Consider the following 18,918-nt stretch of genomic DNA (forward strand, 5'->3'; position numbering starts at 1 on the left):
AGAGCGACGCGCCCTTCGATGGATCCCGGGGCAAGCCCGGGATGACGGGGAGGATTTGGCATTGGACTGCGCTTAGCGACGGACGTGAACTTACGACGCCGCCTTCAGCTTCTTGTTGGTCTCGATCAGGTAGGGGCTCTGCTTGATGCCCCATTTGGTCTCGAGTTCGAGCAGCTTGCCGCTCTTGTGCCAGTCGGTCGAGATGTCCTTGACGATCTTTCCGAGCGGGCCGTCCATGTCCTCGAGCCGGATGCCGATCGCCCAGAGCTGCGGGTCCTCGGAGACAAGCGGCATCTCGTAATTCGCCCATTTCGGATCGCCGGCCGAGAGCGTCGAGACGATCAGCGTGTCGTCGAACAGGAAGGCGACGCAGTTGTTGCCGGCCAGCGCATTGAGGGCATCGGGAACCGTCGGGAAAACCGTCAGATCGGGCGTGTAGAGCTGCGAGACGCGGCGGTTGTAATAGGCGCCCTGCACGGCGCAGACCTTGCGGCCCTTGAGGTCTTCCCACTTCTTCAGCCCGGCGCTCTTGGGGGCCATGACGTTGGTCGCGCCGGCATAGTAGTTCGGCTCGACCATGCCGACGATCTTGCGGCGATCGGCGGTGTCGCCCATCGTCGCCACGATCATGTCGATGCGGCCCTGCTTGAGGAATTCCATGCGGTTGGCGCCGGTCACCGGCAGCATCTCGAGCTTGACGCCGATCTTGTCGGCGACGGCCTGGGCGAGATCGATCTCCAGCCCGACGATCTTGCCCGACGGCTCGAGGAAGCCCCAGGGCTTGTAGTCGTTCTTGACGCCCACGGAGAGGACGCCCTTCTCCTTGATTTTAGCCAGCGAATCCTGGGCCGCGGCAGGCAGGGCGGCCAGGGTCGCGGCGCAGGCCAGCACCAGGCTGGACGCAAGAATGGCAAGACGATTCATGTCGGTCGGTCCCCTCGTTTTTTTGTGACCGCTAGAGTTCCAATGCATCCCCTCCGTGATGTGTTGGAATACGACATGTTCTGGCCTGAAAGCGACAAAATGGCTGGCTGCGCGCCATGGCAGGCCGGACCCTGAGGAGATCAAGGCCGTGGCGCGAAGGCGGCGGCGTGGGATGCCCCTTTGACATGGATCAAACCCGGCCGGCGCGTGCGCCTGTAAGGCTCAACCCAAGCAGCGCAACGGTTACGGGGGAATTGATTCATGGGAGCGATTGTCTCTCCAACCAGACAGGCAACCGTGGGAGAGTTCGGCGGCATGATCCTTGCCGCCGGCGCGGTCCTGCCGCTGATTCTCGTGGCGGCGCTCACCGACCATCCCGCCTATGCCTTCCACGTGACGCTGGCGATCGCCGCGGCCCTTGGCAGCCTGATCCTCCTCGCCAACCGCCTGTTCCAGCCCGGCCAAGTGCCCGCGCCGCAGGAGATCGACGGGCGCCCGAACTACAACATGGAGCCGGTCAAGTTCGCGACGATCGCCGCGATGTTCTGGGGCATCGCCGGCTTCTCGGTCGGCCTGATCATCGCCCTGCAGCTCGCCTTTCCGGTCCTGAACTTCGATCTGCCCTGGATCAATTTCGGCCGCCTGCGGCCCTTGCACACCTCGGCCGTGATCTTCGCCTTCGGCGGCAACGTGCTGCTCGGCACCTCCTTCTACGTCGTCCAGCGCACCTGCCGCGCCCGCCTGGCCGGCGATATCGCGCCCTGGTTCGTGATCCTGGGCTATAATTTCTTCATCGTCATCGCCGGCACGGGCTACCTGCTGGGGATCAGCCAGGGCAAGGAATACGCCGAGCCGGAATGGTACGCCGATCTCTGGCTCACCATCGTCTGGGTGGTCTACCTGCTGGTGTTCCTGCTGACGCTGGCCAAGCGCAAGGAGCCCCACATCTATGTGGCGAACTGGTTCTATCTCGCCTTCATCCTGACCATCGCGGTCCTGCATATCGGCAACAACCTGGCGCTGCCGGTCTCGGTCCTCTCGCCGAAGTCCTATATCCTGTGGTCGGGCGTGCAGGATGCGATGTTCCAGTGGTGGTACGGCCACAACGCGGTCGGATTCTTCCTGACCGCCGGCTTCCTCGCGATCATGTATTACTTCGTGCCCAAGCGCGCCGGCCGGCCGGTCTACAGCTACCGGCTCTCGATCATCCACTTCTGGGCGCTGATCTTCCTCTACATCTGGGCGGGTCCGCACCACCTGCACTACACCGCCCTGCCCGACTGGGCCCAGACGCTCGGCATGACCTTCTCGATCATGCTCTGGATGCCGTCCTGGGGTGGCATGATCAACGGCCTGATGACGCTGTCAGGTGCCTGGGACAAGCTGCGTACCGACCCCGTGCTGCGGATGATGGTCGTCTCGCTGGCCTTCTATGGCATGTCGACCTTCGAGGGGCCGCTGATGTCGATCAAGGCGGTCAACTCGCTCTCCCACTACACAGACTGGACGATCGGCCATGTCCATTCCGGAGCGCTCGGCTGGGTCGCCTATATCTCGTTTGGCGCGATCTACTGCCTCGTGCCCTGGCTCTGGAACCGCAAGGAGCTGTATTCGCTCAAGCTCGTGAGCTGGCACTTCTGGATCTCGACGCTCGGCATCGTCTTCTACATCTCGGCGATGTGGGTCTCCGGCATCCTCCAGGGCCTGATGTGGCGGGCCTACACCCCGCTCGGCTTCCTCGAATACTCCTTCATCGAGACGGTCGCGGCGATGCATCCCTTCTACGTCATCCGCGCGCTCGGCGGCGCACTCTTCCTGACCGGCGCGCTGATCATGGTCTTCAACCTCTGGATGACGGTCCGCAGCGGAACGCCCGAGAGCGCCCAAGACAGCGCCCCTCTGCAGCCCAGCCTCGTGCCGGCCGAGTAAGGATCGCCTTCCATGACGAGCATCGAACACAAGGCTCCTCGCCAGTCGCTCTGGTCGAAGCACAAGATCTTCGAGACCAACTCCATCATCCTGATCATCGGCGTGCTGCTGGTGATCTCGGTCGGCGGCCTGGTCGAGATCGCGCCGCTCTTCTACCTGAAGAACGTCATCGAGAAGGTCGACGGCATGCGGCCCTACGCCCCGCTCGAGCTGGCGGGCCGCGCGATCTATGTCCGCGAGGGCTGCTACAACTGCCACAGCCAGATGATCCGGCCGCTGCGCGACGAGATCGAGCGCTACGGGCATTATTCGCTCGCCGCCGAGAGCATGTACGACAAGCCGTTCCAGTGGGGCTCGAAGCGGACGGGACCCGATCTCGCCCGCGTCGGCGGCAAGTATTCCGACGAGTGGCAGCGCGGCCACCTCGCCGATCCGCGCGCATTGGTGCCGCAATCGATCATGCCGGGCTATCCGTTCCTGGCGCGCAACGAGCTCAAATTCGGCGACATCGCCAACGAGCTGCGCGCCAACCGGGGCGGCGGCGTGCCCTACACCGACGAGATGATCGCGCAGGCAGAGACCGATCTGCGGGCTCAGGCCACGCCGGAGCATCCCAAGGCCGGCGAGCTCGAGGCACGTTACCCGAAGGTGCAGGCCCGCGATTTCGACGGCGACCCGGCTCGCATCACCGAGGCCGACGCGTTGATCGCCTATCTCCAGGTGCTGGGCACGCTCGTCGATTTCAAGCTCTACGACGACAAAGCCAACATTCGCTGAGCGAGGTCATCATGGACACAACCTATCAGTGGCTCGCGCGTTTCGCGCAGTCCGCCGGCCTGCTCTACTTCGTCGGCATCTTTCTCGCCGTCTGCCTCTATGCCTTCTGGCCGTCGAACAAGGCCCGGTTCGAAGAGGCCGCCCGCACCCCGCTGCAGGACGACTGACATCATGGCTCAGCATCAGGACCATCACGAGGTGGACGCCCATACCGGCGTGCCCACGACCGGCCATGAATGGGACGGCATCCGCGAACTCAACACCCCGCTGCCGCGCTGGTGGCTCGGCATCTTCTATGCCACCATCGTCTGGTCGGTCGGCTATTGGGTCGTCTATCCGGCCTGGCCGCTGATCACCGGCGCGACGCAGGGCGTCATCGGCTATGCCTCGCGCATCGAGATCGCCAAGGACCTCGCTCTGCTGCAGCAGCACCGCGCGACCCAGTCGAGCGGTCTCGCGGAGGCCTCCCTCGCGCAGATCAAGGCCGACCCGTCGCTGTTTCGCATCGCGATGGCGCAGGGCAAGGCCGCCTTCGGCGACAACTGTGCCGCGTGCCACGGCGTCGGGGGGGCCGGCTCCAAGGGCTATCCCAACCTCAACGACGACGACTGGCTCTGGGGCGGCACGCTCGACCAGATCCATCTGACGCTCCAGCACGGCGTCCGCGTCGCCGGCAACAACGACACCCGCGTCAGCCAGATGCCGGCCTTCGGCAAGGACGGGCTGCTCAAGCCCGCAGAGATCCGTGCCGTCGCCAACCATGTCCGCGAACTGGCCGGCCTGCCGACGGAAGCCAGCGCCGATCTGGCCAAGGGCCGCGAGCTCTTCGCCACCAACTGCGCCGCCTGCCATGGCGATGCCGGCAAGGGCAACAAGGAGCTCGGTGCGCCCAACCTCACCGACGCCATCTCGCTCTACGGCATGGACCTGGCCTCTCTGACCGAGACCATCACCAACAGCCGCGCCGGCGTGATGCCGGCCTGGGGGCCGCGTCTCGACGCGACCACGGTGAAGGCGCTGACGATCTATGTGCACTCGCTGGGAGGGGGCCAGTAGACATGGCCTCCCAGGAGACGGACCTTGGCGACCTGCCGCTCTTCGCGGCGACGAAGAAGGTCTATCCGCAAAGCGTGTCCGGGCCTTACCGGCGCGCCAAATGGATCATCCTGGCGCTCTGCCTCGGCGTCTATTACCTGCTGCCCTTCCTGCGCTGGGACCGCGGCCCCAACCTGCCCGACCAGGCGGTCCTGCTCGACATCGCCAATGCCCGTTTCTATTTCTTCTTCATCGAAATCTGGCCGCAGGAGGTTTACTACTTCACCGGCCTGCTGATTCTGGCGGCCTTCATTCTGTTCATGATGAACGCGGTCGCAGGCCGGGTCTGGTGCGGCTATCTCTGCCCTCAGACCGTCTGGACCGATCTGTTCCTGGTGGTCGAGCGCTTCTTCGAGGGCGACAGGCGCGAGCGCATCAAGCTCGACGAAGGGCCCTGGACCCCCAACAAGATCTGGCGCAAGAGCGCCAAGCACTTCGTCTGGCTGATGATCGCCTGGTGGACCGGCGGCGCCTGGGTGCTCTACTTCGCCGATGCGCCGACGCTGGTGCGCGACCTCGCGACCCTGCAGGCGCCGTTCACGGCCTACGCCTTCATCGCGATCCTGACCTTCACAACCTATGCGCTCGCGGGCATCATGCGCGAGCAGGTCTGCAACTATATGTGCCCCTGGCCGCGCATCCAGGCCGCGCTGACCGACGACGACGCGCTGAACGTCACCTATCGCTACGACCGCGGCGATCCGCGCGTCTCGCTGCGCCAAGCCGAGCGTCTGCGAGCCAAGAATGAGCCGGCGGGCGACTGCATCGACTGCCGCCAATGCGTCGCCGTCTGCCCGACAGGGATCGACATCCGCGACGGCGCGCAGCTCGACTGCATCCAGTGCGGTCTGTGCATCGACGCCTGCGACAACGTCATGGAAAAGATCAGCCGTCCCAAGGGTTTGATCGGCTACGACACCGACGACAACGTCAAGCGCCGCATCGCCGGCGAGAAGCCGATCTACAGCCCGCTGCGCCTTCGCACGATGATCTATGCCGCGCTGATCCTCCTGGTCGGCGGCGCCATGGTCTACCAGCTGGCGACGCGCCGCACCGTGGAGTTGTCGGTCCTGCACGACCGCGCACCGCTCTTCGTTCTGCTCAGCGACGGCTCGATCCGCAACGCCTACACCATCCGCATCCTCAACAAGCGCCCCGACGAGCGTCCTGTGGCGCTGACTGTCCACGGCGTGCCGGGCCTGCGCATCGAAGCCGTTGGCGTGACGGCGACAGCCGATCTGAGGCCGATCGTGTCCGTCCCGCCCGACACCTCGCGCGAGGTCCGGGTGCTCGTCACCGTGCCCGCCGATGTCCATGTCAATCCGACGCAGACGATCACCTTCACCGCTTCCGACCTGTTCGCGGGCGAAGTCGTGACGGTCCAGGATCACTTCATCGCGCCCTAGATCACGTCGCGGCCGGGCGTTCCCGCCCGACCGCGAAAACCTGTTCGTGGACAGAGAGATCGAGCAACGACCTCAGCGAAGACGCCACCCGTTTCCGCCAAGGCCATGCTCCAGAGAACGCCCATGTGCTGCTGCGGAGGTTTCATCATGCCGATCGATCTGCCGGTTCGCGCCGCGCCGAGCCCGCGCCGCCCGTTCGAACTCAGCGGGCGCATCGTGCTGGCGAGCATGATCGGCTTCTTCTTCGTCGTGGCCGGGGTCAACGCGATCATGATGACCATGGCGATCCGGACGATGCCCGGCGTCGATGTGAAGAGCGCCTATGAGACGAGCCAGCGCTTCAACAGCGAGATCGCCCGCATGCAGGAGCAGGACGCACGCGGCTGGCAGGCGAAGGCCGACATCCACCGCACCGGCGCGGATGCCCTCGTCGCGCTGGTGCTGCACGACAAGCAGGGGCTGCCCGTCCAGGGGCTGGCTGTCGAGGCGAAGCTGCTGCACCCGGCGACGCGGCAGCTGGATCACGACGCGACGCTGAGCGAGACGGCGCCAGGCAGCTATGCGGCGCGCGTGCCGGCGGTCCACAGCGGTGGCTGGACGGTTGTGATCGAGGCGCGGCGCGACGGCGCGCCGGTCTTCCTTTCGCGCAGCCGCGTCGTGCTGACGGATCGAGGGCTGTGAGCATGAAGCAGGATCTGTCGGTCTTCGTCCGCCATCGGGACGGCGATATCGCCGGGATGGAACTGGCGGTCGACGGCATCCGCTGCGCCGGCTGCATGCAGGCGATCGAGAGCGGTCTTGCCCGCGAAGCCGATATTCTGAGCGCGCGCGTCAACCTGGCGCTCAAGCGCGTCACCGTCGAATGGCGCGAAGGCGCACTCCGGCCCGAGACGGTGATCGAGCGCCTGTCCGGCCTGGGCTTCAAGGCCTACCCGTTCCTGCCATCGGCCGAGCGCGATGGCGCCTCGCGCGAAGAGAAGCGCCTGCTGCGCTGCCTGGGCGTCGCGGGCTTCGCCGCCATGAACATCATGCTGCTCTCGGTCTCGGTCTGGTCGGGCAACAGCAGCGACATCTCGCCGGTCACCCGCGATTTCTTCCACTGGCTTTCGGCCCTGCTCGCCTTACCGACGGCCGCCTATGCCGGACGCCCCTTCTTCGAGAGCGCGCTGCGGGCGCTGCGGGCCGGCGCGGTCAACATGGACGTGCCGATCACGCTTGGCGTCGTGCTGGCGCTGGGGATGTCGGTCGTCGAGACCTGGAACCATGCCGAGCACGCCTATTTCGACGGCGCGGTGATGCTGCTCTTCTTCCTGCTGATCGGGCGCTATCTCGACGAGCTGATGCGGCGGCGCACACGCGATCTCGCCGGCAATCTGGCCGCGCTCAAGGCGGAGACCGCCACGCGCCTGTCGGCGAGCGGCGAGACGGTCGTCGTCCCCATCGCGGCGATCGCCCGCGGCGACCTCGTCCTGGTCCGGCCGGGCGAGCGCGTCTCCGTCGACGGGATGGTCGAGAGCGGTGCCTCCGATATCGACCAGAGCCTGGTGACCGGCGAGACCGCGCCGATCAGCATCGCCCCGGGTGCGTCCGTCTATGCCGGCACCATCAACCTGTCGGGAGCCCTGACCGTGCGGGTCGCGGCGGCCGGCGGCGGCACGCTGCTCGACGAGATCGACCGCCTGATGGCGCAGGCCGTCGAGAGCCGCTCGCGCTATGTGCGCCTGTCCGATCGCGCGGCACGCCTTTATGCGCCGCTGGTGCATGCGACGGCGCTCGCGACCTTGCTGGGCTGGATCGCCTTCGGGCTGGCCTGGCAGCAGGCCTTGATCATCGCGATCACCGTACTGATCATCACCTGCCCCTGCGCGTTGGGGCTGGCGATCCCGGCCGTGCAGGTCGTCGCGGCCTCCGCTCTGTTTCGCCAGAAGGTGATGCTCAAGGAGGGCGGAGCGCTGGAGCGCCTGGCCGAGGCGGACACCGTCGTCTTCGACAAGACGGGAACCCTGACCCTGCCGGATCCCGCCCTGGTCAATGCCGGAAGCGTCGCGTCCGAGGTGCTGCGCAAGGCCGGCAGCCTCGCCGCGGCCAGCCGCCATCCGCTGGCCCGCCCGATCGCGATCGCGGCGGGCAATCTCCGGCCGATCGAGGGAGTCCGCGAGCATCAAGGGCTCGGCCTGAGCGCGTTGTGCGACGGTGTCGAGATGCGTCTCGGCAGCGTCGGCTTCTGCGACGCCGAAGTGGCCGCAGCGCCGGTCGCGGCCGCCTTCCCCACGGCCTCGCTGATCGCCTGGCGACATGGCGAGGCGAGCGCCGTCTTCGCCGTCGACCAGGAACTACGCCCGGATGCGGAAGCGTGTGTGCAGGCGCTGGTTAGGCTCGGCCTGCGCGTGCTGATCCTCTCCGGCGACCGCGCCTCTGCGGTCGCGCCCGTCGCGGCCCAGCTCGGCATCTCCGACTACAAGGCCGGCTTGCGCCCCGACGAGAAGCTGCTCGAACTGGACCGGCTTGCCGCGCAGGGCTGCAAGGTCCTGATGGTCGGCGACGGGCTGAACGACGCCCCTGCCCTCGCCAAGGCCCATGTCTCGATCTCGCCGATCAGCGCGACGCATCTGGCGCAGGCATCGGCCGACATCGTATTCCTCGGTGACAGCCTCGCGCCGGTGGCTTCCAGCCTTCGCACCGCCCGGCAGGCGCGAAAACTGATGCTGGAAAACCTCTGGTTCGCGGTGCTCTACAACGCAATCGCGGTTCCGGTCGCGATCGCCGGGCTGGCGACTCCGCTGGTCGCGGCGGCGGCGATGTCCGGCTCGTCCCTGATCGTCACGCTCAACGCCTTGCGCGCCGCAAGGCGCTCGGGCGCACCCCGCTAGGACCGCGCCATGAACATTCTCGTGATCCTGTTTCCGCTGGCTCTGGGCCTCGGCCTTGTCGGCTTGCTTGCGTTCTTCTGGTGCATGCGGACGGGCCAGTTCGCCGATCTCGAGGGGCCCGGCTGGCGCGCCCTGCAGGATGACGACCTCCCGCGGTCGCCGGACCGACCAGCCGGGACACACGGCCCGCAGATCGACGTGCCCTGACCGTCGATCTGTCCTGAGGCGCGGGCGACATCCATGGCACGGATCGCGCTCGCCTGCCCCGGGCGCGCTCGCGCGTGAAGATTGGCGCGGCTCAGGCCTCAGCTACCGGGCCGACCGGCAGTATTATTTCGTACTTCTGGAAATATCGATTGACTCCTTTCGCCTGCCCATTGCAAGCTCGCCGACATGATGAACACACCAGACGCAGCCGCGAAGCTCGAAGCGCTCGGCAATCCGACGCGACTCTCGCTCTATCGGCTGCTGGTCAGGGCCGGCCATGGCGGTCTGTCCGTGGGACAGTGCCAGCAGCGGCTGGAAATCGCCGCCTCGACGCTCTCGCATCATCTGAAGACGCTCATCATCGTCGGCCTCGTCAGCCAGGAGCGCGACGGCACGACGCTGATTTGTCGAGCCAATTTCGACCGCATGAATGAACTTGTCGCGTTCCTGGTGGCCGAATGCTGCGCCGACAGCAACTGCGCCTCCGACCAGAGCGCCGCATGACGTTTTTCGGCGTGTTATTTCGATAATTCCGGTTTTATGGGAGGATATAAGATGGCAATCACAACGATCGCGATTATCGGAGCCGGTCCGGTCGGCCTTGCGGCGGCAGCCCATGCCCTGGAGCGCGGCCTCTCCCCGATCGTCCTGGAGCGAGGCCCGTCCGCGGGACATGCCATCCAGCAATGGGCGCATGTGCCCATGTTCTCGCCCTGGGCCTTCAACATCGATAGGGCGGCAGAGCGCCTCCTTGTGACGGCGGGCTGGACGCGGCCGAATCCGGACCGGTATCCAACCGGCGGCGATCTCGTCTCGGACTACGTCGCTCCCCTCGCCGAGCGGACGATCCTGCGCGATCACATCAGGTTCAACGCGGAGCTGATCTCGGTCTCGCGCGTCGGCTTCGACAAGGTGAAGAGCGCCGGACGCGCGACGGCGCCATTTCTGGTTCGCTATCGCGACGGCAAGGCGATTGCGAAGCTCACCGCCGACGCTGTGATCGACACCTCCGGCACCTGGTTCTCGCCGAACCCGGCTGGCGCCGGCGGCATTCCGGCGACGGGTGAGTCCGAGGCGTCGGCACGCATCAGCTACGGCATGCCGAATGCTCTGGGCGAAGCCCGGTGGCGCTATGCCGGCAAGCGCATCGCAGTGCTCGGCGGCGGGCATTCGGCCATCGGCACCCTCATCGCATTGTCGCAATTGCAGGCGGCAACGCTCTCGACGGAGATCACCTGGCTCTATCGGGGTCCGATTCTGGCAAAGGCCTTTGGCGGCGGCGTTGCTGACCAATTGGCGGCGCGCGGCGATCTCGGCCTGCAGATTGCCGAGCTCGTCAGACAGGGGCGGATCCGCGCCCTCACCGGCTTCCAGCTGGATCGGATCGAGTGCGATGAAACGGGGCTACGGCTCGTCTCGGACGACGCGCGCAATCAGACCGTGACGGCAGACGAGCTCGTCGTCGCAACGGGGTTCCGCCCGGATCTGAGCCCCTTGCGCGAATTGCGCATCGCGCTCGACCCCGCCTTGGAATGTCCGCCGAGCCTGGCGCCGCTGATCGATCCCAACATTCACTCCTGCGGCACCGTTCGGCCGCATGGCGCGGTCGAACTCGCTCATCCCGAACCCGGGTTTTATATCGCCGGCATGAAGTCTTACGGCCGCGCACCGACCTTCCTGCTCGCGACCGGTCATGAGCAGGTTCGCTCGATCGTCGCCGAGCTTGCCGGCGACCATGCTGCAGCACGGCGCGTCGAGCTGGTTTTGCCCGAGACCGGGGTGTGCAGCTCCACGCCGGGTGGTCCAAGCCAGGCGAAGACGAGCTGCTGCGGCGGTCCCGCTCCGGTCTCGGTCGATGCCTGCTGCGCCGACGACGCGAAAGCGAAGGCCGCCGGCGAGACGGGTTGCGGCTGCAGTCCCGTTCAAGGCGAAAATCGCGAGGCGGCCGAAGTCTGATGGCGAGCCTGTCCTTGCCTCTCACCGCGCCCTCAGGCGGGCGCGGCTATGACCCGTCCGCCATAGCGACTGCACATCAGCGACGACAGTCGGCCTGACGCGACAGCTCAGCTGCGATTGAACGACAAGGCTCCGGCCACCGCCAACCCAACCAGCGCCCCGACGATCTGCGCCAGAACGAACACCGGCACATGCTCGATCGCGATGCCGGCAAAGCTCGTGGTGAAGCCGCGCGCCAGCGTCACCGCCGGGTTGGCGAAGGAAGTCGAGGCGGTGAACCAGTAGGTCGCGGTGATGGTCAGGCCGACAATCAGCGGCACGCTCTCCGGTCGCGCCTTGAGCGAGCCGAGAATCGCAAGCACCAACGTGAAGGTCGCGACCGCCTCCGCCAGCCAGAGCGAGGCGCCGGTCCGCGCAGTCGTGCCGATCATCAGCGGCGCCAGCCCGAACATCAGATGTGCGATCACCGTGCCGGCGATGCCGCCGAGGCATTGCACCAACGCATAGGGCGCGAGTTCGCGCCAGGGCAGCTCGCGCCTGAGCGCGAAGACGAGGCTGACCGCCGGATTGAAATGCGCACCAGAGACCGGCCCGAGGATCGTGATCAGCACGACGAGGATCGCGCCGGTCGGAATCGTGTTGCCGAGCAGCTGGATCGCGACGTCCTGCGACAGCCTGGTCGCCATGATGCCGGAGCCGATGACGGTCGCGACCAGGATGCCGGTGCCGAGCGCTTCCGCCAGCAGGCGGATGGAAAGCGATTGTTTCATGCCTCAGGCCGCCGATGCGGCGACGCGACGGCCATGCCCATCGATCAGCGGCTCGCCGTCCTCCTTGTCGAACGGGCCGAGCTGCGGCAGCGGCAGAATGTCGAGCACCGCTTCCGAGGGCCGGCACAAGGCGACGCCCCAGGGCGTGATCACGATCGGTCGGTTGATCAGGATCGGATGCGCGGCAACGGCCGACCAGACCGCCTCGTCGCTGACGGCGGGATCACCCAGGCCGAGTTCGGCGAAGGGCGTGCCCTTCTCGCGCAGGATCGCGCGCAGCGGCAGGTTCATGCGCGCGATTAGCCTGGTCAGCAACGCCCGGTTCGGCGGGGTCTTGAGGTATTCGACGACATGCGGTTCGACGCCAGCATTGCGGATCAGCGCCAGCGTGTTGCGCGAAGTGCCGCAATCCGGGTTGTGATAGATCACCACATCGGTGGTGGCGGGGTCGTGGCTCATGCGGCCGGCTCCAGGGATCGATCGGTGGCGCCATCCATCCGCCCGATCGCGGCGAGCAGCGGTGCGAGTTCGGTCAGTGTCATCTCTTCGAATGGCAGGTTGACGAAGGCGGAGACGCGGGCGGCCAGGTTGCGGTAGCTCTTGCGGAATGCGGCGCGGCGCGCTTCGAGCGGCCCCTCGACGATGGCCGGGTCATCGAGGCCCCAATGCACCTGCAGGGGAGTTCCCGGGAAGGCGGGACAAGCGTCGTCAGCCGCGGCATCGCAAACGGTGATGACAAGATCGAGCTTCGGTGCGCCCGGAGCCAGGAACTCGTCCCAGGATTTCGAACGAAAGCCGGAGCTCTCGTATCCGAGCTCGTCAAGCAGACCGAGCGCGAGCGGATGCGGCGCCTCGTGCGGTCGGCTGCCCGCCGAGAACGACTCTATGCGGCCCAGCCCCTCGCGGTTCAGCACCGCCTCCGCCATGACCGAGCGAGCGGAATTGCCAGTGCAGACGACAAGCACGCGAAGGGGCGCGTCGGTGGCACGCGGCTCCTTCCGTGAAGGATAGGCGGAGGCTGCGGTGTCGCATCCGGTCGGGCGCTCGCTGCAGCAGGCGTCGGCGAGAAAGCCGAGCAATGCGTCAGCCCGTCCGGGCGCCGCCGCGAAGATGACGTGCCGGCCTTCGCGCCGCGATGCCAGCAGACCGACCTGCTCCAGCGCGGCAAGATGGGTCGAGAGCGTATTGTGCGCGACCGCCAGCAACCGGCCGATATCGCCGGCGGCGAGCCCGTGAGGCCGGTAGCGCATCAGCAGGCGGAAGATCTCCAGCCGCGTCGGCTGGGCGAGTGCACCCAGCAGATCCACCGCGGCCGGCGCTTCGAGGCGATTGTTCAAGCGGCGTGGTCCGTCTTGCCGGCGTCAGTGCCGATCGATTCGAGCCGGCGTTGCAGCGCGACCCCTTCAAGGGACGCCAAGGGCAAGCTGGCGAAGGTCGATATCCGGTTGTTGAGCATCCGGTAGGCGTCGGCGAAGGCAAGGGCCTTCTGCACGTCATCGCCGACGAAGGCGGCCGGGTCGGGCAGGCCCCAATGGGCGCTCATGGGTTGGCCAGGCCAGTAAGGGCACGGCTCGTTGGCGGCGTCATCGCAGAGGGTGAAGACGAAATCGAGCTCCGGTGCACCCGGCCTGGCGAATTCCTCCCAGTTCTTCGGACGGAACTGCGAGATGTCATAGTTCAGCGATTTCAAAAGCCGCGCGGCGAAGGGGTTGATCTCCTCCTTCGGATCGCTGCCGGCGCTGTAACCCTTGAACTTGCCGGGCGCGACGCGGCTCATGATGGCCTCCGCCATGATCGAGCGGGCGGAATTGCCGGTACAGACGAAGAGGACGTTCAGCGGCGCGCGAGTCATGGCCATCATCTCGTTATGTCGATTAGTATCGACATATTGGCCGCATTCTCATTTTGATGTCAACCGACATGCCCACCGGACAGCGTATCCTCACGATCGGGAGACGCGAGGGTCACTCGGACGCCTGAACGATCTCCTTCCAAGAATGGCTTCCTACTCAGCAGCCATTGCGGTTCGCGGCTCAACTCGCTCCGTCGCGACCTCATCGTTCTCGTCGGCACGCGGCTTGATCCGGAACCACGCAATGTAGAGCGCGGGAAGGAACAGCAGGATCAACACGGTGCCGACCGCCGTGCCGCCGATCAGCGTATAGGCCATCGATCCCCAGAAGACGGAGTGCGTGAGCGGAATGAACGCGAGCACGGCGGCCAACGCCGTCAGGATCACGGGTCTCGTCCGCTGCACCGTCGCCTCGATGACGGCGTTATAGTCGTCGAGGCCGGCGGCACGGTTCTCCTCGATCTGCTCAGTGAGGATCAACGTGTTGCGCATCAGGATGCCGGCCAGTCCGATCAGGCCCAGGATGGCGTTGAACCCGAAGGGCTGGTTGAAGATGAGCAGGGTCGGGACGACGCCGATCACCCCCAGCGGCGCCGTCAGCAGCACGATCACCATCATTGAGAACGACCGCACCTGGAACATGATGACGATCAGGGTGGCCGCGATCATCACCGGGAAGATTTGAGCCAGGGCCGCGTTGGCCTTGCCGGCCTCCTCGATCGATCCCCCGGTTTCGATGCGATAGCCCGCCGGAAGCGCTGCGATCAGCGGCTGCAGGGCCGTCCTGATCTGCTTGGAGACCTCCGGCGGCTGCGTCGCCTCGTTGATGTCGGTCCGGATCGTGATGACGGGCGTCCGGTCGCGGCGTTTCAGGATGGGCTCTTCCAGACGGATTTCGGAATGACCGATCTGGTCGAGCGGAATCTGGCGACCGTCGCGGCTCGTCAGCGAGAAATCCGCAAGACGCGCCGGGTCGAGCCGTTCGCTGCCCGCGCTGCGCGCCACCACCGGGACATTGCGGATGTCCTCGCGAACCTGCGTGACGGTCACCCCGGTGAGCAGGAATTGCAGCTGCTGGCCGACGGCTGCAGGCGACAGGCCAATGAGGTTCAGCCGGTCCTGGTCGGGAACGAAGCGAAGCACCGGCGTGCGGTTGCCCCAGTCCCGATTGGCCTGCCGGACATCGACAACGCCCCGCATGACCTCCAGGGCCTTTTCGGAGATGGCATAGAGTTCGGCGGGATCGGGCCCCATCACGCGAAACTCGACCGGGAACGGCGTGTAGGGGCCGAAGACGAGCTGCGTGACGCGAATGAAAGCCTCCGGGACCAGGCCCTGGGATACGGCTTCGCGGAGCCTGTGCTTCAAGACCTCGCGGTTCTCGGCGTCGGGCGTCAGGACGACGATCTTGGCAAAGGCGGGATCCGGCAGTTCCGGGGCCATGGCGAAGAAAAAGCGCGGCGCACCCTGGCCGACGTAGCTCGTGACGATCGTCGCCTCGGGCTGGCCGCCCAGCCAGCGTTCGAGCTTTTCGACCGTGGCGGTCGTGGTTTCGATGCTGGTGCCTTCCGGCAGACGCACTTCCACCAGCACTTCGGGCCGGTCCGATGTCGGGAAGAACTGCTGTTTGACACCGGCCATGCCGATGCCGGACAGCGCGAACGCGACGACGACGATGACGCAGGTCATGAATTTGTGGCGCACGGCGAAGGTGATGAGACGTCTCAGGCGCCGGTAGTTCGGCGTGTCGTAGATCGCATGCGTGCCGCCTGCGACGGGCTTGATGTCGGGCAGCATCTTCACGCCCAGATAGGGCGTGAACACCACCGCGACGATCCAGGAGACGATCAGGGCGAAGCCGACGACCCAGAAGATGTTGCCGGCATATTCGCCGGCCGTCGAGCGAGCGAAACCGACGGGCAGGAAGCCGGCGATCGTCACGAGCGTGCCCGACAGCATCGGCGCGGCCGTATGGCTCCACGCATAGGCGGCCGCCTTGATACGGTCCATGCCCTCCTCCATCTTCACCACCATGACCTCGATGGCGATGATGGCGTCGTCGACGAGCAGGCCCAGCGACAGGATGAGGGCGCCCAGCGTGATCCGGTCGAAGAATCGCCCGGTCTCGAGCATGATCAGGAACACGACCGCAAGCGTCAGCGGAACCGCGGCCGCCACGACGAGGCCGACGCGCCAGCCGAGGCTGAGCAGGCTCACCAGCAGCACGACGCCGAGCGCCATGGCGAACTTCATCATGAACTCGTCGACCGCCGACCTGATGTTGACGGCCTGATCGGTGACCTTGTCGAGCGTCATACCGAGCGGGAGCATCGCGGCGATGTCAGCGGTCTTCTTCTCGAGCGCCTTGCCGAGCGCCAGCCCATCCCAGCCCGCCTGCATCACCGCTGCGACCAGGATCGTGGGCTCGCCCTGCCGCCGGATGAGATAGGTCGGGGGGTCCTGATAGCCGCGCCGAACCTCGGCAATGTCGGAGAGCTTCAGGCTGCGCCCGGCAGCGACGATCGGCGTATCGGCGATCGTCTTCAAACCGGCATAGGCGCCGTCGATCCGGATGAACATCTGCGGCCCGTTCGTGTCGATCGAACCCGCCGGAGTAACGGTATTCTGCCGTTGCAGGGCCGCGATGACGTCCTGCGCCGACAAGCCCAGCGTCGCGAGCTTCGCAAAGGAAAACTCGACGAAGATCTGTTCCGGCCGTTCGCCGAGGATGTTGATCTTCTTGATGCCGGGCACGTGCAGCAGGTCCTGGCGGATGGTTTCCGCCTGTCGCGCCAGTTCGCGCATCGGCATGCCCTTGGCCTTCAGCGCATAGAGGGCAAAGCTCACATCCGAATATTCGTCGTTGACGAAGGGGCCGACCACGCCTGGCGGCAGGTTGCGGGCCTCGTCGCCGAGCTTCTTGCGGGCCTGGTAGAACTCCTCCTGAACGGCGGATGGGGGCGTGCTGTCCTTGAGCGTGACCGTCATATAGGCGTAGCCCGGACGGGTGGTCGTTTCGACCCGGTCGTACCAGGTCAGCTCCTGGATTCGTTTCTCCAGCGGCTCGGCGACAAGGTCCTGCATTTCACGCGCGGTCGCGCCCGGCCAGACCGTCGTGACCGTCAGCGTCTTGATGGTGAAGCTCGGATCTTCGGCCCGACCCAGCATGATGAAGGCGTAGGCGCCGGCCGCGACGAGCAGAAGGATCGAGAACAGGGTGACGGCCCTTTCGCGAACGGCGATCGCCGAGAGATTGAAGCTCATTTGCTGACCTTGCTCTGCGAGAGGGTCCTGACGCGGGCGCTTTCCTGCAGAAGATGCGCTCCGATCGAAACGACCGGCTCGCCAGCGCTCAGCCCGGAGACCACGGCGGTCTCGTTGGTCACCCGCACGAGCCTGACGGCGCGGAACCGCACCGTCGACGACGCTTCATCGAGGAGCCAGACGCCCGTCTTCCGGCCATCGTCCAAGACCGCTCCGAGCGGCACTTCCATCTCCGGCTGGCTCGCCTGATTGGTCAGCCGGATCGTCACGGTCGCTCCGAGCGGCGCCGCCGCGGCCTCGCCGTCGAGGACGTAGCGCGCCTCATAGGTGCGCGTCAGAGGATCGGCGGAATCCGACAGCTGCCTTAGCGTGGCCGCATGGCGGCGGGCCTCCGTGCCATAGAGCTTGGCGAAGGCTGTCGAGCCTATGGCGGGCCGGACGGTTTCCGGGAGTGCGACGATCGCCTCGCGCGGGCCCGCCTGGGCAAGCCGGATCACGGCCTGGCCGGCCGTGACGACCTGGCCGGGCTCACCAAGCGTCTCGACGACAATCCCGTCGACATCGGCGACCAGAAGGGCATAGCTCGATCCGTTCTCGGCGACCTTCTCATCCGCTTCCGCCGCGGCGAGTTGTGCGGCGGCGGTGTCGAGTGCCGCCTTTGCCTGTTCGTAGCGCTGCGGACTCGCGGCAAAACCGTCCTTGACCAGAACCGCATAGCGCTTCTCGTCCGCCTTCGCCTGAGCCAGGACGGCACGCGCCGCGATCGTCGCGTTGCGTTTGGCGGTGAGCGCAAGCCGCAGATCGGTTTCGTCGATCCGCATCAGCGCCTGACCGGCCGTGACGGGCTGGCCGACATTGACCAGCCGTTCGACGATCTTGCCGGGAACGCGGAAACCGAGATTGCTCTGCACCCTGGCGGCGACGACGCCGGTGAAGCGGCGCTCGGATGCGACGACAGGCGTCGGCGTCGCCAGCCTGACGATCGGCGCGGCCTGTCGCGGGTCTCCGACGGCCGAAGCCTGCTGCGGGCGCACCGACAGCGCGACGAATCCCGCGACCGCCGCCGCCGCGAACAGGACGCCCCCCGCCGCAATGACCGATTTTCTTGTCTTGCCCATCGCCTCTTACCAAATTAGATTGCGTTCGAACTCTATGATCGATATAGAGGTTGAACGCAATCTAATTTTGGAGCCCCCGATGCGTGTCACGCGGCAGCAGGCTGAAGAAAACCGGCAGACGGTCATCGACGTGGCAAGCCGCCTCTTCCGGCAGCATGGCTTTGACGGCATTGGCCTGAAGGATCTGATGGCGGGTGCCGGGCTGACGCAGGGCGCCTTCTACAAGCAGTTCGACTCCAAGGACGATTTGGCGGCGCGAGCCTCCCGGCGCGCTTTGGAGAGCGCGTTGGAACGATGGTCGGCCGCTGCCGAGTCCAGTCCTGAAGACCCGCTGTCGGCTGTCGTCGATTTCTATCTCAGCATGGGTCACTGCGCCGAGAAGACGGATGGCTGTCCTGTCGTGGCGCTCGGTTCCGATGCCGCACGGCAAGGCCCGGAGGTGAAGACCTCCTTTGAAGCCGGCATCCGCGAATATCTCGATTTGCTGAATGGCTGGATCGGAAGGGCAGAGGGCGGCGCGCCGGACGGCAAGGCCATGGCCATCCTCTCGACCATGGTCGGGGCGGTGCTCCTCGCGCGCGCGGTCAACGACCAAGAGATGTCGAAGCGGTTCCTGGAGGCCGCGGCCGAAAGCGTGCTGCCGCGTTCGCCTGCGGGCGAAGCACATCCCGGTCGGCGCCAGTGACGGCCCTTGATTCAGGCGCGCTCTGTCGCGGTTGCACGCCCGACACCCGGCCACTGCACCGCGTC

18 protein-coding genes are annotated in these 18,918 nt (G+C 66.2%); 11 read left to right on the plus strand and 7 right to left on the minus strand.

What is annotated here, in order from left to right:
* Positions 1-90 precede the first annotated feature (90 nt).
* Positions 91-924, minus strand: a complete 834-nt coding sequence (locus tag AC1DYU_RS04930; protein WP_476790644.1) for a transporter substrate-binding domain-containing protein — start codon at positions 922-924, stop codon at positions 91-93.
* Positions 925-1,185: 261 nt separating this feature from the next.
* Here AC1DYU_RS04930 and ccoN point away from each other — a divergent pair, with 261 nt between their 5' ends.
* From ccoN to AC1DYU_RS04980, 10 genes are all read left to right on the plus strand, one after another.
* A complete protein-coding gene (gene ccoN, locus AC1DYU_RS04935; RefSeq protein ID WP_476790645.1) occupies positions 1,186-2,853 on the plus strand; it encodes a cytochrome-c oxidase, cbb3-type subunit I in 1,668 nt (555 codons plus the stop codon).
* 12 nt (positions 2,854-2,865) lie between these two features.
* On the plus strand, positions 2,866-3,630 hold the full coding sequence (gene ccoO, locus AC1DYU_RS04940; protein ID WP_476790646.1) for a cytochrome-c oxidase, cbb3-type subunit II: 765 nt from the start codon (positions 2,866-2,868) through the stop codon (positions 3,628-3,630).
* Positions 3,631-3,641: 11 nt separating this feature from the next.
* Positions 3,642-3,797 (plus strand): cbb3-type cytochrome c oxidase subunit 3, encoded by a 156-nt coding sequence (locus AC1DYU_RS04945; RefSeq protein ID WP_305679403.1) that lies wholly within the window; start codon positions 3,642-3,644, stop codon positions 3,795-3,797.
* 4 nt (positions 3,798-3,801) lie between these two features.
* Positions 3,802-4,686, plus strand: coding sequence for a cytochrome-c oxidase, cbb3-type subunit III (gene ccoP / locus AC1DYU_RS04950; RefSeq protein WP_476790647.1), 885 nt, complete (start codon positions 3,802-3,804; stop codon positions 4,684-4,686).
* A gap of 2 nt (positions 4,687-4,688) precedes the next feature.
* Positions 4,689-6,131, plus strand: a complete 1,443-nt coding sequence (gene ccoG, locus AC1DYU_RS04955) for a cytochrome c oxidase accessory protein CcoG (RefSeq protein ID WP_476790648.1) — start codon at positions 4,689-4,691, stop codon at positions 6,129-6,131.
* A gap of 147 nt (positions 6,132-6,278) precedes the next feature.
* Entirely contained in the window at positions 6,279-6,812 is a 534-nt protein-coding gene (locus AC1DYU_RS04960) for a FixH family protein (protein WP_476790649.1), read from the plus strand.
* Entirely contained in the window at positions 6,809-9,001 is a 2,193-nt protein-coding gene (locus AC1DYU_RS04965; protein WP_476790650.1) for a heavy metal translocating P-type ATPase, read from the plus strand. Before AC1DYU_RS04960 ends, AC1DYU_RS04965 begins: the two co-directional genes overlap by 4 nt.
* A gap of 9 nt (positions 9,002-9,010) precedes the next feature.
* Positions 9,011-9,208 carry a cbb3-type cytochrome oxidase assembly protein CcoS gene (gene ccoS, locus AC1DYU_RS04970; RefSeq protein WP_476790651.1) on the plus strand — a complete coding sequence of 66 codons (198 nt, stop codon included), beginning with the start codon at positions 9,011-9,013 and terminating at the stop codon, positions 9,206-9,208.
* 189 nt (positions 9,209-9,397) lie between these two features.
* Positions 9,398-9,712, plus strand: a complete 315-nt coding sequence (locus AC1DYU_RS04975) for a metalloregulator ArsR/SmtB family transcription factor (protein WP_158486413.1) — start codon at positions 9,398-9,400, stop codon at positions 9,710-9,712.
* A gap of 51 nt (positions 9,713-9,763) precedes the next feature.
* Positions 9,764-11,164, plus strand: a complete 1,401-nt coding sequence (locus AC1DYU_RS04980) for an NAD(P)-binding domain-containing protein (protein WP_476790652.1) — start codon at positions 9,764-9,766, stop codon at positions 11,162-11,164.
* Positions 11,165-11,271: 107 nt separating this feature from the next.
* On the opposite strand, the gene AC1DYU_RS04985 is transcribed toward AC1DYU_RS04980, so the two are convergent.
* From AC1DYU_RS04985 to AC1DYU_RS05010, 6 genes are all read right to left on the minus strand, one after another.
* The gene (locus AC1DYU_RS04985) at positions 11,272-11,934 is read right to left on the minus strand and encodes an MIP/aquaporin family protein (RefSeq protein WP_476790653.1); all 663 of its coding nucleotides are present in this window, start codon (positions 11,932-11,934) and stop codon (positions 11,272-11,274) included.
* Positions 11,935-11,937: 3 nt separating this feature from the next.
* A complete protein-coding gene (gene arsC / locus AC1DYU_RS04990; protein ID WP_476790654.1) occupies positions 11,938-12,393 on the minus strand; it encodes an arsenate reductase (glutaredoxin) in 456 nt (151 codons plus the stop codon).
* Positions 12,390-13,271 carry a metalloregulator ArsR/SmtB family transcription factor gene (locus AC1DYU_RS04995; RefSeq protein ID WP_476790655.1) on the minus strand — a complete coding sequence of 294 codons (882 nt, stop codon included), beginning with the start codon at positions 13,269-13,271 and terminating at the stop codon, positions 12,390-12,392. The genes arsC and AC1DYU_RS04995 overlap by 4 nt, the downstream gene beginning before the upstream one ends.
* Positions 13,268-13,786, minus strand: coding sequence for an arsenate reductase ArsC (locus AC1DYU_RS05000; protein WP_158486336.1), 519 nt, complete (start codon positions 13,784-13,786; stop codon positions 13,268-13,270). Before AC1DYU_RS05000 ends, AC1DYU_RS04995 begins: the two co-directional genes overlap by 4 nt.
* A 153-nt stretch (positions 13,787-13,939) precedes the next feature.
* Positions 13,940-17,050 carry an efflux RND transporter permease subunit gene (locus AC1DYU_RS05005; protein WP_476790656.1) on the minus strand — a complete coding sequence of 1,037 codons (3,111 nt, stop codon included), beginning with the start codon at positions 17,048-17,050 and terminating at the stop codon, positions 13,940-13,942.
* Entirely contained in the window at positions 17,047-18,168 is a 1,122-nt protein-coding gene (locus AC1DYU_RS05010) for an efflux RND transporter periplasmic adaptor subunit (protein ID WP_476790657.1), read from the minus strand. Before AC1DYU_RS05010 ends, AC1DYU_RS05005 begins: the two co-directional genes overlap by 4 nt.
* Positions 18,169-18,247: 79 nt before the next feature.
* Between AC1DYU_RS05010 and AC1DYU_RS05015 the strand changes: the two genes are divergently transcribed.
* Positions 18,248-18,853 (plus strand): TetR/AcrR family transcriptional regulator, encoded by a 606-nt coding sequence (locus tag AC1DYU_RS05015; protein WP_476790711.1) that lies wholly within the window; start codon positions 18,248-18,250, stop codon positions 18,851-18,853.
* Positions 18,854-18,918: the final 65 nt, after the last annotated feature.

It is taken from the genome of Allobosea sp. P2_B12 (assembly GCF_056404835.1).

Bases quoted from the DNA above. Each gene is read 5' to 3' on its own strand.
- AC1DYU_RS04930 (WP_476790644.1), bottom strand. From the start codon at position 924: ATGAATCGTCTTGCCATTCTTGCGTCCAGCCTGGTGCTGGCCTGCGCC.
- ccoN (WP_476790645.1), top strand. From the start codon at position 1,186: ATGGGAGCGATTGTCTCTCCAACCAGACAGGCAACCGTGGGAGAGTTC.
- ccoO (WP_476790646.1), top strand. From the start codon at position 2,866: ATGACGAGCATCGAACACAAGGCTCCTCGCCAGTCGCTCTGGTCGAAG.
- AC1DYU_RS04945 (WP_305679403.1), top strand. From the start codon at position 3,642: ATGGACACAACCTATCAGTGGCTCGCGCGTTTCGCGCAGTCCGCCGGC.
- ccoP (WP_476790647.1), top strand. From the start codon at position 3,802: ATGGCTCAGCATCAGGACCATCACGAGGTGGACGCCCATACCGGCGTG.
- ccoG (WP_476790648.1), top strand. From the start codon at position 4,689: ATGGCCTCCCAGGAGACGGACCTTGGCGACCTGCCGCTCTTCGCGGCG.
- AC1DYU_RS04960 (WP_476790649.1), top strand. From the start codon at position 6,279: ATGCCGATCGATCTGCCGGTTCGCGCCGCGCCGAGCCCGCGCCGCCCG.
- ccoS (WP_476790651.1), top strand. From the start codon at position 9,011: ATGAACATTCTCGTGATCCTGTTTCCGCTGGCTCTGGGCCTCGGCCTT.
- AC1DYU_RS04975 (WP_158486413.1), top strand. From the start codon at position 9,398: ATGAACACACCAGACGCAGCCGCGAAGCTCGAAGCGCTCGGCAATCCG.
- AC1DYU_RS04980 (WP_476790652.1), top strand. From the start codon at position 9,764: ATGGCAATCACAACGATCGCGATTATCGGAGCCGGTCCGGTCGGCCTT.
- AC1DYU_RS04985 (WP_476790653.1), bottom strand. From the start codon at position 11,934: ATGAAACAATCGCTTTCCATCCGCCTGCTGGCGGAAGCGCTCGGCACC.
- arsC (WP_476790654.1), bottom strand. From the start codon at position 12,393: ATGAGCCACGACCCCGCCACCACCGATGTGGTGATCTATCACAACCCG.
- AC1DYU_RS05000 (WP_158486336.1), bottom strand. From the start codon at position 13,786: ATGACTCGCGCGCCGCTGAACGTCCTCTTCGTCTGTACCGGCAATTCC.
- AC1DYU_RS05005 (WP_476790656.1), bottom strand. From the start codon at position 17,050: ATGAGCTTCAATCTCTCGGCGATCGCCGTTCGCGAAAGGGCCGTCACC.
- AC1DYU_RS05010 (WP_476790657.1), bottom strand. From the start codon at position 18,168: ATGGGCAAGACAAGAAAATCGGTCATTGCGGCGGGGGGCGTCCTGTTC.
- AC1DYU_RS05015 (WP_476790711.1), top strand. From the start codon at position 18,248: ATGCGTGTCACGCGGCAGCAGGCTGAAGAAAACCGGCAGACGGTCATC.